Below are 15,772 nucleotides of genomic sequence, written 5' to 3'. Positions count from 1 at the left end.
ATACACATAAGTGAAATTTCCTTAAATTAGGAATTTCGCTTTTTTTGAATAATTAAAATTAAATCAAGTTGCTTAATATATTTTTTGTTTTCTAAACCAGTCGTCAAATAAACTAATATTTAAGCTGATTTTATGAAAATTATCCATCACCAAATTATTGTTTAGAGTTCCTTCTTTTCCGAAGGAATAACTTAAATTTAACGTAGTACCTTTATTTGAGATAGGTAATCCAATTCCCGCGGATACACCATAGCTATCTATTTTTGAGTTGGAAAAACTCAAATAACCAGAGTCATAATTTAGGCCCATTCTATAAATCACTTTTCGATAATATTTTAGTGAATTTGTTTGACGTTTGTACTCAAGGCCTAATCCATAAATGCTTTGGTCTCTATAGGAAAAATTAGAATTTGAAGTGTATGAATTACTCCAATAATTTTTTTGATAGTCTAAATTAAAAGTTAGTTTTCTTATTTGTGTAGAAATACCAAATCCTATTTTTAATGGCATTTCAAAATCAGCTAAGTTAGTGTCAGTTTCTTCAATAATAGTTGTAGAACCTATACTTTCAAATATTTTTGTTCCTTCAGTATCTTTTGTTCCGCTTAATGTTGACGGCATATTTACAATAGCTCCAATAGTTGTATTTGTGCCCAATATATTGTTAAATTTATATTGAAAACCACCCTTTAAACCCAAACCAGTATATTTTTTTGTTTGATTTAAATAAACTTGTGTTGTTAAATAGTTTATATATTTTTCTTGATTTATAGATCCGAAATAGGCGTTAAGTTCAAGCCCAATGGATAGGTTTTTAGCGAGTTTAAAACCGTGACTCCAAAATACTTCATTGATGCCTCCAGAGCCTGTTACACTCGTGTAATATAAATTATTGTTTCCTTCTACAGGGCTAATAATATCAATATTGTAGCTGGTTTTAGTCTTTGGAACCAATCCAAAACTCATTTTCCAGCGGTCACTAGCAGAAAAACCTATTCCAATATGAGTGAAATTAAAATCGTAATTTGTTTGTGAGTTGTTGTTGTCTGATTTAACAGATAGGGTATTGTTTAAACCAATTTCATACAAAAATGTATTTGGTTCAAGAGATGTTAAAGAAGCAGGGTTAATTTTATTTATTAATAGTCCGTTTGAATATGCAATTCCTGTATTTGCCAATCCAATGGAACCACCAAAATAACTGGAGTTCTCTTTTCCAATGCCAAATAAAGAATATGGTGAATCTATATCGCTTTGCGCAAATACAGAAAAGCATAAAAAGCTAAAAAGTATTATTAATTTTTGAAATTTCATGGGTTAATAGGTTAAATAAGTTAAAAGGAGTTTCATTTTATAGTTTGAATTTTCAGGACTCTTATTGTCATTTATAAGTATGCGGTTTATAGTGCTTGTATTGCTTGGAAACTCAAATCTTAAGGCATAATTTAAGGTGTAACTACTAGTCAAAATTTCTTCAACAAAAGCGCTGACATCAACAGTATAATTAGTGCTAGAGTCAAATTCATTTTCTTCTGAATTTAACTTTGCATAAACTGCACTTCCACTTAAAGATGTGAGTTGTTTAATAGTTCTGTTTTTGTTGTCTATAATGTATACCGCTAAAGAGTCAATTAAATTAACATCATCATAACTGGAGTAATCTGGATAAATTTTTAGCAAGGCACCTAAAGCGGTTCCGTTGTTTTCAAGAGCATTTAAGGTGCTTAAAGTAGGCATATCAACACGCATGCTAATACCAGTTCCCGACTGAATGTACGTTTTATTATTGGTCTCAGTACTTGATAATATGTCTTCACTATCAGCAAGGGAACTTAAAAACGTATTTGTTTTATCACTGGTTATATTGTTAAAAATTTTATTTCCGCCTTCTAATTTTAAATCTAAATAATATTTGTTGTTTTCAGAGTTGTCACCATCATTTAGAGTGTAATATAACCTTATAGAAGTCGATTGATCATTATAGGTAGAATAATTGAATCCTAAAATAGTATTGGTGTTTGGATCAGATTTAATGGTGATACCTCTAAACTCTTTGGTTAAATCGTTGCTGTCTGTTATTTCGTCATCAACAATTTTATCAAAAATATTTTTACCAAAACCATAGTTTAAAGGAATATTAATGGAATCCCTTTTATTCGGATAAGGGGTAAAAGACTGTTTTCCTATTGGTTCAGTGTTGTATGCTAAACTAGAAGTATTATAGAAATAAGTATCCTCGTCATTTGGTTCAAAAACCTCTATAATTTCGTAAACTTTATAGGTTTGAACAAGCGTTGTATCTCCATAATAATAGCGGTCATAGTGCATAACCAATGAAATGGAATCAAAAATGGCATTTTTATCTAAATTAAAAACGGAGCTGTAAACACTGAAATAACTTTGAGCTGTTAAATTTCCAAAATCATTGTCTTGTAATGCGCCTATTAAAATTCTGGCAGTTCCAGAGGTAACTAAAGAGTCTGAAATAATTGTTGAGATTTTTAATGATAAGGTATCTACTTCAAAAATTAGTGTATTGCTATCTATAAAATCTTGTCCAACTTCATAAATAGTGTTTTCGTTGTTGCAAGATATTACAATCCCAAAACCAATAAGTATAATTAATAAATAATGCTTCATTCTTGTTTTTTAAGCGAAAATATTTCAATCAGTTCATTTCAAAATCATAAAATAGATGAGTCTTTAAAAAGTATCTATCAAGACGTTAATTAAATGTTAAATAGCTAATAATCAGTAGTTTTTGATGTTTGTAGATGATTTAGGCTTTTCTATAGATAAAACAAGTCAATTCGTCTATTTTATAGTTTAAACTTCAAAATGCTGAATAGTTTTGTGCCAAAGTTTTAACAAAATTGTGAGACTTGTTTTGTACGAGTTTGAATTACAGATAATTAATAAAATGATAAAAAAATAACAAAGAAATTATGATGTTTAACAATATGTATTTAAAATCTTTACTTGTATTCTTATTGATTGTTGGCGCGGTTGGTTGTTCTAATGACGATGATGATACGGAGTATGGAAATTGGGTTGAAAGTTCTTCTTTTGATGGTAATGCAAGAGGGAATTCTGTTTCATTTGTAATTGGAGATAAAGGATATCTTGTTAGTGGTTACGATGGAGATGATTATTTAAGTGATTTGTGGGAATACAATAGTGAAGGTGATTATTGGGTTCAAAAAGCAAACTTTCCTGGTGTAGCAAGAAGCGGAGCTGTAGGTTTTGCAATTAACGGAATAGGATATTTTGGAACTGGTTATGACGGAGATGATAAGTTAAATGATTTTTGGAGTTACAACCCTAATTCTGATACTTGGACACAAAAATCTGATTTCTTAGGAAGCGAACGGTATGGAGCTGTTGGTTTTGCAGTTTCAGGTAAGGGTTATATTGGAACGGGATATGATGGAAGTGAACTAAAAGATTTTTATCAATACGACCCTGCAACTGATCAGTGGGTGCAATCAGTTGGTTTTGGAGGTGATAAGCGTAAAGATGCTGCAGTATTTGTAATTGGAGATTATGCTTATATGGGAACTGGTTCTCATAATGGTGCATATGAAAATGATTTTTATGTTTTTAATGGAAGTACTGAAATATGGACTCGTTTAACTGATTTAGATGATGATGATTCAGATTATTCAGTTTTACTTTCAAGTGGTGTTGGATTTACATTAAATGGTTTGGGGTATTTTGCTACAGGAGTATCATCTGGGGTTACTACAAATCTATGGATATATGATCCGTCATCAGATACTTGGGATCAAGGTTCTTATTTTGAAGGCTCAGCAAGGCAAGATGCAGTTGCTTTTAGTTTTTCAGATAAAGCTTTTGTTTTAATGGGTAGAAGTGGTAGTTATTATTTTGATGATAATTGGGCGTTTAAACCTGATGAGGAACAAAGTGATGAGGATTAAGATTTATTTAGATAAGTTAAAATTGGTTTAGTTTTAAAAGAGTTAATATTTATATTAGCTCTTTTATTTGGTTTGAGAAATGAAGGTAAAAGTTAAATTTATAGTAAGTATATTTTTGGTTTCTGTTTTTTTAATGAGTTGTACTCCTAAAAAATCAGTATATACATTAAAAGTTTTTGAAGTAGAGCAAGGGTGGGGTTATTCAATATTTCAGCGAGAGAAATTAATAATTAAGCAACAGCATATTCCTTCAATAAATGGGCAAAAACATTTTAAAAGTAAAAAAGATGCTTATACGATAGGAATGCTTGTTATAGATAAGTTAAAACATCATAGTATTCCAACTATAACTGCAAAAGAGATAAAAAACAACATAAGTTTGTAGTTAAAATTAGTAGCGCAAATTGAAAAAATCGTTAAGAAATATAAACCCAATAGTATTGCATATTTTATGTTGGGCTATATTTATATTAATAAATGTATCGGCATTTTACAATCGGTTTTTAGAATTTCCAGAGCCTCTATTTTATGCTAAAACAATTATTGATATTTCAATTTTTTATCTAAATTTTAGTGTACTAGTTCCTAAATTGTTGCTAAATAATAAAATTTTAGGATATGTTTTTATCTCAATTGTTTTTATTTTTTTATCAGTTTATTTAATTAATACATATATACAACCTGTTTTTACAATTAATTTTGAATTCCATAAGGTAATTGATAATGATGGATTTAGGCCTAAAAGAGGTCCTTTTAATCCAATGAGTATTTTTGCCACTATGTTACTGTTTGCTGTAGGAACAAGTATTAGGTTAGTCATGGAGTGGTATAAAAATGAAGAAGTGAAAAAAGAGATTGAACTGCAAAGAGTTCATACTGAAATCTCATTTTTAAAAGCACAATTAAATCCGCACTTTTTGTTTAATTCATTAAATAGTATCTATTCATTAGCCAATAAAAAATCAGATGATACGACAGAGGCCATTGTAACTTTAGCGGAATTAATGCGATATATGATTTATGAAACAGATAAAGAGTTGGTCCCTTTACAAGATGAGTTAAATTATATAAAAAACTATATTTCTTTACAAAATTTAAGGTTGAAGGATTCAAGTGGAGTTCGCATAAACATTTATGGAAAAATAGAACATAAAATTGAGCCTTTATTATTAATTTCTTTTATTGAAAATGCCTTTAAATACGGAACTGATTATAACGGAAAAACCGATATCAGAATAAGAATTGAAGTAAAAGATGATAGTTTAGATTTTGAAGTGTCAAACTATGTTTCTATTCATAAGAAAGATCATCAAAACTCGGGTGTTGGATTGAAAAATGTTATAAACAGATTAAATCTTCAATATCCAAAAACCCACACCTTAACTTTTACTGAAGAAGATAAACAGTATAAAGTAAGGTTACTATTAAAATTGAAAGTATAATGATACGTTGTTTAATTATAGATGATGAGCCTTTAGCAGTTGAATTACTGGAAGATTTTGTTTCTAAAGTCTCATTTTTAAGTTTGGTAAAAAGTTGTTCAAGTGCCTTTGAAGCAATTTCAGTAATTCAAGAAGGAACTATTGATTTAATATTTTCAGACATTGAAATGCCCGATTTTACAGGAATTGAGTTTATAAAGTCTCTAGAAAAAAAGCCTTTATTTATTTTTACAACAGCTTATTCTCATTATGCGGTTGAGGGTTTTAATTTAAATGCGGTAGATTATTTGGTAAAGCCAATTCCTTTTCATCGGTTTTTGACAGCTGTTAACAGGGCTCAGGAATTATTTGAGCTAAAAAGAAACGAAGCAGAAACAGTAGTACAGCCGCTATCAATGCAAACATCAGATTTTATTTTTGTAAAATCGGAGTATGAAAATTTAAAAGTAAATTTAAATACGATACTCTATATTGAAGGATTGAAAGATTACATTAAAATTTACACAAGTGACCCCAAACCTATTTTAACATTAAATAGTTTAAAAGCTTTTGAAGAAAAATTACCAACTAATTTTATTAGAGTTCATCGTTCTTTTATTGTTTCTTTAAATCATATAAATTCAGTACAGCGCAATAGAATTATTATAGACAAAGTTTATATTCCTATAGGTCAAAACTACAAAGACGATTTTATCAAGCGAATTGAAGGTTAATTTTATTTGTGTTTAATTATGAATTTTCAACCAATTTAGGCTTCTTCATTTTTTATTAAAATGCGTTAGGGATTGCAGCGGCATCCTTTTTTACAATGCAACGCAGTGGAATTGTAATAAAGATATAGCGGAAAGCCCGACCCACAGGGTAACGCCCAAATTGTTGTAAGTAAAAGTGTTGCTGTTGAAGTGTTTTTGAGTTTAAAATTTTATGTTGTAACTGGCAAATCTTAAATCAAAAAAAAATCGACTATTGCTTAATTCTAAATTGAATATAGGTAATTGGTTTTCCTTTTTCTAAATACTGACTTTCGTAAAAAGTTTGTGTTGAGGTAACCTCTTTAGGCGATTCGTAATTTTTGTAAATATCGTGGTGCGCATAAAGTACCTCGTGACCGGCGCCATGTAGCAAACCTAAGGTGTAACCGTGCATAAACTCGCTGTCTGTTTTTAAATTTACAATGCCATTTGGTTTTAAAATTGTATTGTATTTTGATAAAAAATCGGCGTTTGTAAGACGGTGTTTAGTGCGGGTATATTTTATTTGAGGATCAGGGAAAGTTATCCAAATCTCAGAAACTTCATTTTCTCCAAATAGCAAATCGATCAATTCTATTTGGGTACGTAAAAAGGCAACATTGCTTAAATTTTCTTCTAAAGCAATTTTTGCACCACGCCAAAAACGTGCACCTTTTATATCTACACCAATGTAATTTATATTGGGGTTTTTGCGAGCCAAGGCAATTGTATATTCACCTTTTCCGCAGCCCAATTCTAAAATTATAGGGTTGTTATTGTTAAAATGTGTGTGCCATTTACCTTTTAATAAAAAACCATTTAACACTTCTTCGCGTGTTGGCTGAATGACATTAGAAAATGTTTCGTTTTCACGAAATCTTTTGAGTTTGTTTTTACTGCCCACAGTTAGTAGTGTGTTTTAAGAATAAAATGGTTAAAAATTGTAAGTTATATTATTCGTTTCCTGCTTTTTTGTATTTTCTAAGTTCGCCTAACCAATAGAAAAACGCAGCAAAAGTTATGGCAATAAAAATCCAACTTACAGTACTTTGTAGCCACCAATTATCCATAAATCTTATACTGTTAAAAGGAGTAAATAAAACATTTGTAAAAAAATCACCAATGGCCTTAAAAATATTGTTTGCAATCATATCTTAATTATATTTACAGGCAAAAGTATAAAATATAGTAATGATAGCCAATTTTTTTAATAAAACTAAACCAGTAGTTATTTTTACAGTGATATTAACGCTGTTTGTTTTTTATTTAACTGCCATTGTTTTGTTTAAATTTAATGATATTTCAATTGCTTATGTAGCCAAAAGATTGCTTGTTTTTGCTTGTTTTGTGTTTTTTATACTTGGTGTAAATTTTGTTATTCAAAAAAACAACTTAACGTATAACAATTCGTATGCATTGTTATTTATTGTTTTAATGTTAGGGACTTTTTATGAAACCATGTTTTCTAATTCCGTATTGTTTGCCAATTTTGTGTTGCTTTTGTCATGGCGAAAAATTTATAGTTTAAAGTCGGGAACCAATGTGAAGCAAAAACTTTTTGATGCAAGTTTTTGGGTTGGAATTGCAACTTTAATATACGCGTGGAGTTTGTTTTATATTGTGTTGATTTATTTAGCCATTATAATTTATCAAAAATTGGATTTTAAAAATTTATGGATTCCTTTAATTGGTTTTTCAACGCCTATTTTTATTTACTTTACTTACTTTTTTTATACAGACAATTTAGCTGTATTTTATGAAAGATGGTTGTTTGAACCAAATCTAAATTTTGTAGTTTACAATCAGTTAAAATTTTTAATTCCAATTACTTTTTTATTAACGCTAGGGATATGGTCTATAGTAAATTTGACTCCAAAATTTGCAAATAGAGGGGTAAATTCAAAGCGAGCTTGGCGTGTTGTATTAAATCAATTGTTAATATCGGTGTTTATATTGCTTTTATCGCCCGTAAAAAATGGATCGGAAATGTTTTTTATTGTTTTTCCGTTGAGTTTAATAGTTGCACTGTTTTTAAAGAAAAGTGTGTCTAGCAATTTTAAAAACTTGATTATGTACTTAACTTTTGCTATTGCAATTGCTGTTTACTTTTTGTAATTATAAATTATGATTTTACAATTACGAATAGTTATTTAAAGCTGTTGTCGGCGTTTTTTTACAATGAAGTATTTTTTTGAAAAAGAAATAATTGAAAAACAATTTATTCGTAATTAACTTATAATTTTTGACCGTAACTTAAATCGCCTGCATCACCCAAACCAGGTACAATATACCCTTTGCTATTTAGTTTTTGATCAACAGTAGCAATCCATAATTTTGTATTTTCAGGCAAGTGTTCTTCAATATATTTTATTCCGTCTGTTGCGCCAATTACACAAACTAAATGAATTTCTTTAGGCGTTCCATGTTTTTTTAAACCTTCAAAAACACTTACTAAACTTTGTCCAGTAGCCAACATAGGGTCTACTAAAATTAAGGTTTTGTTTTCTAAATTTGGTGAAGCCGAATATTCAACAACTATTTCAAAATCTGTTTCAGAAGTATGTTTTCTATAGGCCGAAATAAAAGCATTTTCAGCATTGTCAAAATAATTTAAAAGTCCGTTGTGTAAAGGCAAACCAGCTCTTAAAATTGAGCATAAAACAACTTCATTTTGGAGCGATTGCACAATTTTAGTACCCAAAGGTGTGGTAATAGTTTCGCTTTTATAGCTAAGCGATTTGCTAAGTTCGTAAGCAAGTATTTCTCCAATTCGTTCAATATTTCTTCTAAAACGCATAGAATCTTTTTGAACATTTTCGTCTCTAATTTCAGCAATAAATTTGTTTAAAAGTGAATTTTGATGATCTAAAATAGTAACATTCATTGGACTTTATTTTTTTTCAAAAATAAGATAATAAAATCACATGTTTTATATGAAATGATGGATAAATGAGTATAAATGGATTATTATTGCTATTAGATTGAATTCAAAAATAAATCTGAAAAGGTTTACTTAAATTAAAATGCATTAAATTTGCTCAAATTTTTACAATAGATGATACAATCCATGACCGGCTACGGTAAAACCGTATTGCAACTTTCAACAAAAAAAATTACGATTGAATTGAAATCGTTAAACAGCAAAAATTTAGATTTAAATGTTCGAATTCCTTCTTATTACCGAGAAAAAGAACTAGATATTCGCAAAGAATTGGCTGCCACTTTGGAAAGAGGAAAAATAGATTTTTCAATTTATATTGAAAATAATGGAGAGGAAGTTTCATCAAAAGTAAATGAAAATACGGTTAAAGCTTATATGAATCAATTGCGAAAAATTGTTGACGCAAGTGATATTGAATTGCTTAAAATTGCGGTTCGTTTGCCTGATACTTTAAAAACAGAGCGTGAAGAATTAGATGAAGAAGAGTGGAAGCAAATTGAAATTGGTATGCATGAAGCTATTGTTGAAATTAACAAATACCGATCTGATGAAGGTTTGGTGCTTTTAAACGATTTTGAACTTCGAATTTCAAACATTCAAAATTTATTGGAACAGGTAATTGAACTGGATCCAGAACGCATTGAACAGGTTAGAGAAAAACTGAAAAAAGGCGTTGAAGAATTAGAAGCAAAAGTAGATCAAAATAGGTTTGAACAAGAACTTATTTATTATATTGAAAAGTTAGACATTACCGAAGAAAAAGTGCGCTTAAAAAATCATTTAGATTATTTTAAATTGGCTTTAAGATCCGACGATTCTAACGGAAAAAAATTAGGATTTATTACCCAAGAAATTGGTAGAGAAATAAATACCATTGGTTCTAAAGCCAATTATGCCAATATGCAAAAATTGGTTGTTCAAATGAAAGACGAACTCGAAAAAATTAAGGAACAAAACTTAAACGTTTTATAAAATAACAAGATTTGAAAAAAGAAGGAAAACTCATTGTTTTTTCAGCACCTTCAGGTTCAGGTAAAACTACAATTGTGCACGATTTGTTGAAGCAAACAGATTTGAATTTAGATTTTTCTATTTCAGCAACTTCACGTGCTAAACGCGGAGCAGAAATTGATGGAAAAGATTATTATTTTATTACTGCTGAAGCTTTTCAAAAACATATTGAAAAAGAAGATTTTATTGAGTGGGAAGAAGTTTATACCAACAATTATTACGGTACTTTAAAAAATGAAGTTGAGCGTATTTGGAGCCTAGGTAAACACGTAATTTTTGATATTGATGTTGTTGGAGGATTAAATATTAAAAACCAATTTCCAGATCAAACCTTGGCTATTTTTGTGCAACCACCTTCTATTGAAGAAATGGAACGCCGTTTAAGAAATCGCCAAACAGACAGCGAAGAAAAAATTAAAGAACGTGTTTTAAAAGCTGAAAAAGAACTTGAATATGCGCAGCAATTTGATGTTATTTTAGTAAATGACAATTTGGAAGTTGCAAAGCAAGAAGCACGTAATTTGGTTAAAAATTTTGTGTTATAAATGAAAGTAGGATTGTTTTTTGGCACTTTTAATCCAATTCATGTTGGACATATAATTATTGCAAATCATTTTGCTGAATTTTCAGATTTAGACAAGGTTTGGTTTGTGGTAACACCTTTAAGTCCGTTTAAGCAAAAAGAATCTCTTTTGTCTAATCATCACCGTTTAGCCATTGCCAATATTGCTGTTGAAGATTATCCAAAGCTAGAAACTTCAGATATAGAATTTAAGCTTACTCAACCAAATTATACCATAAATACCCTACTTCATTTAGAAGAAAAATTTCCTGATAATCAGTTTTGTTTAATAATGGGTGAAGATAATTTGAAGGGATTTCAAAAATGGAAAAATTACGAAATCATTCTTCAAAATTACGAGTTGTATGTATACCCACGCATTTCAGATGGTAAAACTGCAATAGAATTATTAAAACACCCAAAAGTACACCTTGTTAACGCACCAATTGTTGAAATTTCTTCAACTTTTATAAGAAAAGCAATTCACGACCAAAAAGATGTTAGGGCTATGTTGCCGCCAAATGTTTGGAATTATATTGATGAAATGAATTTTTATAAATAGTAATTTTAGCTTAGATTTAACATAAATAAATGTCGGCTTGTAATTAACTAAACTATATTTCCATTTGTATTTGTTCGAACTTAATTATGAAAGAAAAAATAAAAGAGAAAAGAAAATTTAAAGAAAAACTGATTAATAAATACCGTTTGGTAATTATTAATGAAGATACTTTTGAAGAAAAGTTAACATTTAAATTAACCAGATTAAACGTGTTTGTTTTTGGCGGTCTTTTTTCTATTTTATTAATAGTTGGAACCATATTTTTAATTGCTTTTACAGATTTAAGAGAGTACATTCCGGGTTATTCTTCAACCAAATTACAAAAACAAGCCACCCAATTAGTTTACCAAGTAGATTCTTTAACAGAGGTGTTGGATGTAAATAATTTATATATCGAAAAAGTTAAGGAAGTGCTAACCGGTAAAACAAAAGATTTTAAATTTGATAAAGATTCTGTATTACAAACTGTAAAATACAATAAAGATTCTATGAATTTATATCCATCTCCAACCGATTTAGAATTTAGAAAATCTATTGAAAGTGCAGATAGATATAGTATATTTAATGAAGCTACAAAAAATGCCGATATCGTATTTTTTGCGCCAGTTTCAGGAAGTTTAACAGATGGATACAATCCAAAAACAAAACATTTTGCAGTAGATATTGCTGTTGAAATGGGTACACCTGTTAAATCTGTTGCAGATGGTACCGTAATTTTTGCAGAGTGGACAGCACAAACCGGCCATGTTATTATTGTTGAACATACAGGAGGGTTTATATCTATTTACAAACACAACACGGCACTTCATAAAGTGCAGGGCGATTTGGTAAAATCTGGTGAAGCAATTGCATCTGCAGGTGATACAGGCGAATTTAGTACAGGTCCACATTTGCATTTTGAGTTATGGAGTGATGGGTATCCTGTAAACCCAATTAATTATATTGACTTTGACTAATGAATATAAAATCTATTTTAGCAAAACCATTCGCAAAACTAGTTGTTTCTAAAATTTACAAGCAAAGTAATGACGCTGTAAATGTTCAAAACAAATTGTTGAAAAAGCTTTTAAAACAAGCTGAAAATACTGCTTTTGGTAAAGATCATAGCTTCAGCAAAATTAAATCGTATAACGATTTTAAAAAGCAAGTTCCTGTAAAAGATTATGAAGGTTTAAAACCATATATTGAAAGAGTTGTTGCTGGTGAAAAAGATGTTTTATGGAAAGGTAAACCGCTTTATTTTGCCAAAACTTCGGGTACAACTTCGGGTACAAAATACATTCCCTTAACAAAAGAATCTATGCCAACGCATATTAATGCAGCGCGAAATGCCTTGTTGCATTATATAGACGAAACTAAAAACACCGCTTTTTTAAATGGTAAAATGATTTTTTTACAAGGAAGTCCAGAGTTGGGTGAAAAAAATGGTATAAAAACTGGTCGTCTTTCAGGTATTTCAGCGCATTATGTGCCAAATTATTTAACCAAAAACCGATTGCCAAGCTGGGAAACAAATTGTATTGAAGATTGGGAAACCAAGGTTGAAGCCATTATTGATGAAACAATTAAAGAAGATATGACCTTAATTGGTGGAATTCCTTCGTGGGTGCAAATGTATTTTGAAAGAATTGTTGAAAGAACAGGGAAAAAAGTAGGTGAGGTGTTCCCAAATTTTGATTTGTTTGTTTATGGTGGTGTAAACTATGAGCCTTATCGCAATAAATTTGAAAATTTAATTGGAAGAAAAGTAGATTCTATTGAGTTGTATCCTGCTTCAGAAGGTTTTATATCTTATCAAGATTCTCAGTTTGAACAAGGAATGTTGTTGTTAGTTAACAATGGTATTTTTTATGAATTTATTCCTGCGGAAACTTTTTTTGATGAAAATCCTACAAGAATTTCATTGGCAGATGTAAAACTCGGGGTAAATTATGTACTTATTTTAAATACCAATGCCGGACTTTGGGGTTATAATATTGGTGACACGGTTGAGTTTGTGTCTTTAAATCCGTATAGAATTGTTGTTTCGGGTCGAATCAAACATTATATATCTGCTTTTGGAGAACATGTAATTGGAAAAGAAGTTGAAAGAGCTCTGAATTTACAAACTGAAAATACCAACATAAGTATTAATGAGTTTACTGTGGCGCCTCAAATTACGCCAGTAAATGAACTGCCTTATCACGAATGGTTTATCGAATTTGAAAACAAACCTGACGATTTGGCTTTGCTTGCTAAAAATATTGACGCAGCATTGCAAAAACAAAATAGCTATTATTACGATTTAATTGTTGGTAAAGTATTGCAGCCTTTAAAAATTACTGTAATTGAAAAAGGCGGTTTTAATAGTTATATGAAATCTGTTGGTAAATTAGGTGGTCAAAATAAAGTGCCACGTTTATCAAACGATCGAAAAATTGCAGATGAATTGTTAAAGTTTAAAGAAAAATGATTGTAAAGTCCGTAAATATTGGTGAGAAAAAAGTTATCAATTACAAAGGTAAAATAGTTGAAACAGGGATTTTTAAATATCCTGTTGAAGGTGCTATTTTTTTGGGTGAAGAAGATGTAGAAAATGATGCTGTAATTGACCGAAGATACCATGGAGGAATTGAAAAAGCAGTCTATGGTTATTCTGAAAATCATTATGCATATTGGAAAAATTTGTATCCAAATTTAGCGTGGGATTACGGTATGTTTGGCGAAAACTTAACCATCTCTAATTTAGAAGAAACCGAAATATATGTTGGAAACACTTATCAATTAGGTGAAGTTATTTTAGAAGTTACCAAACCTAGAGAACCTTGTTTTAAATTGGGATTGCGATTTGGCACACAGGCTGTTTTAAAACAATTTTGGAATTCATCTAAAAGTGGCATCTATTTTAAAGTTTTAAAAACAGGAAAAGTTGCTGTTGGCGACACATTGTTATTGATTAAAAAAGCTGAAAATTCACCAACAATTGCAGCGGTTTACGACACTACAAAACCTTAATTTTATGAGTGAAGAAAGGGTAGCAGGTACCAATAGAAAAAACATTTACATTGGAGCAACTGTTGAGGTGGTTCAAAAACAACACCAGCGTTCAGGTGAATTAACCGAAGGCATTGTTTCGCGTCTTTTAACAAATTCTCCAAATCATCCACACGGTATTAAAGTGCAATTGACATCGGGTAAAGTAGGCAGGGTAAAGTGGGTTTTAAATAAAATGCAAAGCCAATAAGTTATTAAAGCATTGTCTTAAAAATCTAAGAAGTTTAACTTGGTATTACTCCATTATACAAGTGTAAAATAAAATAGCCAAGACAACAACAACCATCAAAATTTTAGTTTGAATAGGTGTTTCTTTTATTTTGTTTATAAGTTTCATAGTGTTTTTTTTTGCTAATTTAATAAATTAAATAAACGAAACAAAAATTAATATATAGTATAATCCTGTGATTATAAAAACAATACCTGCACATATTCTCATTATTTTTTCAATTTTAGAAATGCTGTTATAAAATATTCCAACCTTCCCAGCTGTAAAAGCCAACAAATAAGTGAATAGAATTACAGGTAATCCTGTTCCAAATGCAAAAATAATAGGTAAATAAAGTCCGTCTACAGCTACAATTGTCATAGGAATTAACATTCCGAAAAACAATGCTCCACTATACGGACAAAATGCCAAAGAAAAAATTACACCTATTAAAAAAGAACCTAATAAACCTTTGTCTTTAAATTTATCAGATAGTTTTTCTAGAAAATTTGATTTTCCTAAAAAGTTAAATTTTATAATATTTAGCATTATCAATCCAATAATTAGCAACAAAGGACCTAAATATTTTTCTCCATTTTGGTTAAAGAAACGAGCAATGTGAAATTTACTTGCACCAAAATACAATATCAAGCCAATTGTAGTATAACTAAAACCTCTTCCTAATGAATACAATAATCCGCTTAAAAAAACTTTTCTTTTATTCGAAATATTTTTAGATATAAAAGCAGTTGCAGTAATGTTGGTTGCCAATGGACAAGGGCTAATTGCGGTCATTAACCCTAATATAAATGCCGATAAAATTGGAAAATTATAATTGTCTAAAAGAGCTTGTAAAACATCCATTTAGAGCGCCTTTAATTCGTTTTCGATTTTTATTTTTAGTTCTTTTGAAAATACTTGTTGGTTATTTCCATTCATAAATGCAAAATTGGTTAAATCTATTTGGGTTTCTTTTCCGTTTTTTATCACATTTAAAAATAGCGATGTTCCAGACGCTTCAAATTTTTCAGCAATTTTTTCGTGCTCCTTTTCGTCTACATTAATAACTTGAAAAGTGATCTTATTATCTTTTAATTCTTGTGAAAAATAGGTTTCCAAAGTGTATTTTGTATTGGCTTCAATAGCATTACAAGTCATACATCTGTGGGTTGAGTGAAAGTCTAAAACTTCTATTTTTGTAACAGATTTACCTACAGAATCTGGTTTTTTCTTATCCTGGGCGTTACAAGATGTAAGTATTAAACCAATAACTATAACTGAGAGAAATTGGATTGTTTTACTCAATTTTTTAATTTGTTTTTTGTTTTTGTGAGTCTTCGATTT

At 29.8% G+C, this 15,772-nt stretch carries 19 protein-coding genes; 12 read left to right on the top strand and 7 right to left on the bottom strand.

What is annotated here, in order from left to right; all coding sequences use genetic code 11:
- Positions 1-72 precede the first annotated feature (72 nt).
- Together EC396_RS04095 and EC396_RS04090 are read right to left on the bottom strand one after the other, a co-directional pair.
- Positions 73-1,314: an OmpP1/FadL family transporter gene (locus EC396_RS04095; RefSeq protein WP_129365433.1), complete on the bottom strand. Its 1,242-nt coding sequence runs from the start codon at positions 1,312-1,314 to the stop codon at positions 73-75.
- A gap of 3 nt (positions 1,315-1,317) precedes the next feature.
- Positions 1,318-2,640, bottom strand: a complete 1,323-nt coding sequence (locus tag EC396_RS04090) for a DUF4270 family protein (RefSeq protein WP_129365432.1) — start codon at positions 2,638-2,640, stop codon at positions 1,318-1,320.
- A gap of 305 nt (positions 2,641-2,945) precedes the next feature.
- Between EC396_RS04090 and EC396_RS04085 the strand changes: the two genes are divergently transcribed.
- The 4 genes from EC396_RS04085 (at position 2,946) to EC396_RS04070 (ending at position 6,093) form a co-directional block, all read left to right on the top strand.
- Positions 2,946-3,938, top strand: a complete 993-nt coding sequence (locus EC396_RS04085; RefSeq protein WP_240665627.1) for a kelch repeat-containing protein — start codon at positions 2,946-2,948, stop codon at positions 3,936-3,938.
- Positions 3,939-4,017: 79 nt separating this feature from the next.
- The gene (locus EC396_RS04080; RefSeq protein ID WP_129365431.1) at positions 4,018-4,323 is read left to right on the top strand and encodes a DUF4907 domain-containing protein; all 306 of its coding nucleotides are present in this window, start codon (positions 4,018-4,020) and stop codon (positions 4,321-4,323) included.
- A 19-nt stretch (positions 4,324-4,342) separates the two neighbouring features.
- The gene (locus EC396_RS04075; protein WP_129365430.1) at positions 4,343-5,380 is read left to right on the top strand and encodes a sensor histidine kinase; all 1,038 of its coding nucleotides are present in this window, start codon (positions 4,343-4,345) and stop codon (positions 5,378-5,380) included.
- Positions 5,380-6,093 (top strand): LytR/AlgR family response regulator transcription factor, encoded by a 714-nt coding sequence (locus tag EC396_RS04070; protein ID WP_370276416.1) that lies wholly within the window; start codon positions 5,380-5,382, stop codon positions 6,091-6,093. The genes EC396_RS04075 and EC396_RS04070 overlap by 1 nt, the downstream gene beginning before the upstream one ends.
- Positions 6,094-6,343: 250 nt before the next feature.
- On the opposite strand, the gene trmB is transcribed toward EC396_RS04070, so the two are convergent.
- Together trmB and EC396_RS04060 are read right to left on the bottom strand one after the other, a co-directional pair.
- Positions 6,344-7,015, bottom strand: a complete 672-nt coding sequence (trmB, locus tag EC396_RS04065) for a tRNA (guanosine(46)-N7)-methyltransferase TrmB (protein WP_129365429.1) — start codon at positions 7,013-7,015, stop codon at positions 6,344-6,346.
- 49 nt (positions 7,016-7,064) lie between these two features.
- The gene (locus EC396_RS04060; RefSeq protein WP_129365428.1) at positions 7,065-7,262 is read right to left on the bottom strand and encodes a uracil phosphoribosyltransferase; all 198 of its coding nucleotides are present in this window, start codon (positions 7,260-7,262) and stop codon (positions 7,065-7,067) included.
- A 40-nt stretch (positions 7,263-7,302) separates the two neighbouring features.
- Here EC396_RS04060 and EC396_RS04055 point away from each other — a divergent pair, with 40 nt between their 5' ends.
- Positions 7,303-8,226: a DUF6427 family protein gene (locus tag EC396_RS04055; RefSeq protein WP_129365427.1), complete on the top strand. Its 924-nt coding sequence runs from the start codon at positions 7,303-7,305 to the stop codon at positions 8,224-8,226.
- A gap of 118 nt (positions 8,227-8,344) precedes the next feature.
- Here EC396_RS04055 and upp read toward each other — a convergent pair whose 3' ends face one another.
- Entirely contained in the window at positions 8,345-8,995 is a 651-nt protein-coding gene (upp, locus tag EC396_RS04050) for a uracil phosphoribosyltransferase (RefSeq protein WP_129365426.1), read from the bottom strand.
- Between the two features lie 171 nt (positions 8,996-9,166).
- On the opposite strand from upp, the gene EC396_RS04045 reads away from it, so the two are divergent.
- From EC396_RS04045 to EC396_RS04015, 7 genes are all read left to right on the top strand, one after another.
- On the top strand, positions 9,167-10,024 hold the full coding sequence (locus tag EC396_RS04045; RefSeq protein ID WP_129365425.1) for a YicC/YloC family endoribonuclease: 858 nt from the start codon (positions 9,167-9,169) through the stop codon (positions 10,022-10,024).
- An 11-nt stretch (positions 10,025-10,035) separates the two neighbouring features.
- Positions 10,036-10,608: a guanylate kinase gene (gene gmk / locus EC396_RS04040; protein WP_129365424.1), complete on the top strand. Its 573-nt coding sequence runs from the start codon at positions 10,036-10,038 to the stop codon at positions 10,606-10,608.
- Positions 10,609-11,187: a nicotinate (nicotinamide) nucleotide adenylyltransferase gene (gene nadD / locus EC396_RS04035; RefSeq protein WP_129365423.1), complete on the top strand. Its 579-nt coding sequence runs from the start codon at positions 10,609-10,611 to the stop codon at positions 11,185-11,187.
- 86 nt (positions 11,188-11,273) lie between these two features.
- Positions 11,274-12,143, top strand: a complete 870-nt coding sequence (locus tag EC396_RS04030; protein ID WP_129365422.1) for a M23 family metallopeptidase — start codon at positions 11,274-11,276, stop codon at positions 12,141-12,143.
- Positions 12,143-13,639, top strand: a complete 1,497-nt coding sequence (locus EC396_RS04025; protein WP_129365421.1) for a GH3 auxin-responsive promoter family protein — start codon at positions 12,143-12,145, stop codon at positions 13,637-13,639. Before EC396_RS04030 ends, EC396_RS04025 begins: the two co-directional genes overlap by 1 nt.
- On the top strand, positions 13,636-14,181 hold the full coding sequence (locus tag EC396_RS04020; protein ID WP_129365420.1) for an MOSC domain-containing protein: 546 nt from the start codon (positions 13,636-13,638) through the stop codon (positions 14,179-14,181). Before EC396_RS04025 ends, EC396_RS04020 begins: the two co-directional genes overlap by 4 nt.
- A 4-nt stretch (positions 14,182-14,185) precedes the next feature.
- Positions 14,186-14,410 (top strand): YwbE family protein, encoded by a 225-nt coding sequence (locus tag EC396_RS04015; RefSeq protein ID WP_129365419.1) that lies wholly within the window; start codon positions 14,186-14,188, stop codon positions 14,408-14,410.
- Between the two features lie 174 nt (positions 14,411-14,584).
- Here EC396_RS04015 and EC396_RS04010 read toward each other — a convergent pair whose 3' ends face one another.
- Positions 14,585-15,292 (bottom strand): aromatic aminobenezylarsenical efflux permease ArsG family transporter, encoded by a 708-nt coding sequence (locus EC396_RS04010; protein ID WP_129365418.1) that lies wholly within the window; start codon positions 15,290-15,292, stop codon positions 14,585-14,587.
- On the bottom strand, positions 15,293-15,733 hold the full coding sequence (locus EC396_RS04005; protein ID WP_205757908.1) for a nitrophenyl compound nitroreductase subunit ArsF family protein: 441 nt from the start codon (positions 15,731-15,733) through the stop codon (positions 15,293-15,295).
- Positions 15,734-15,772 lie beyond the last annotated feature (39 nt).

The sequence above is a fragment of the Lutibacter sp. HS1-25 genome, from assembly GCF_004121075.1.
Classification (GTDB): domain Bacteria; phylum Bacteroidota; class Bacteroidia; order Flavobacteriales; family Flavobacteriaceae; genus Lutibacter.
The sequence above is the reverse complement of the archived record's forward strand: the minus strand, read 5'-3'. Positions and strand labels throughout refer to the sequence as shown.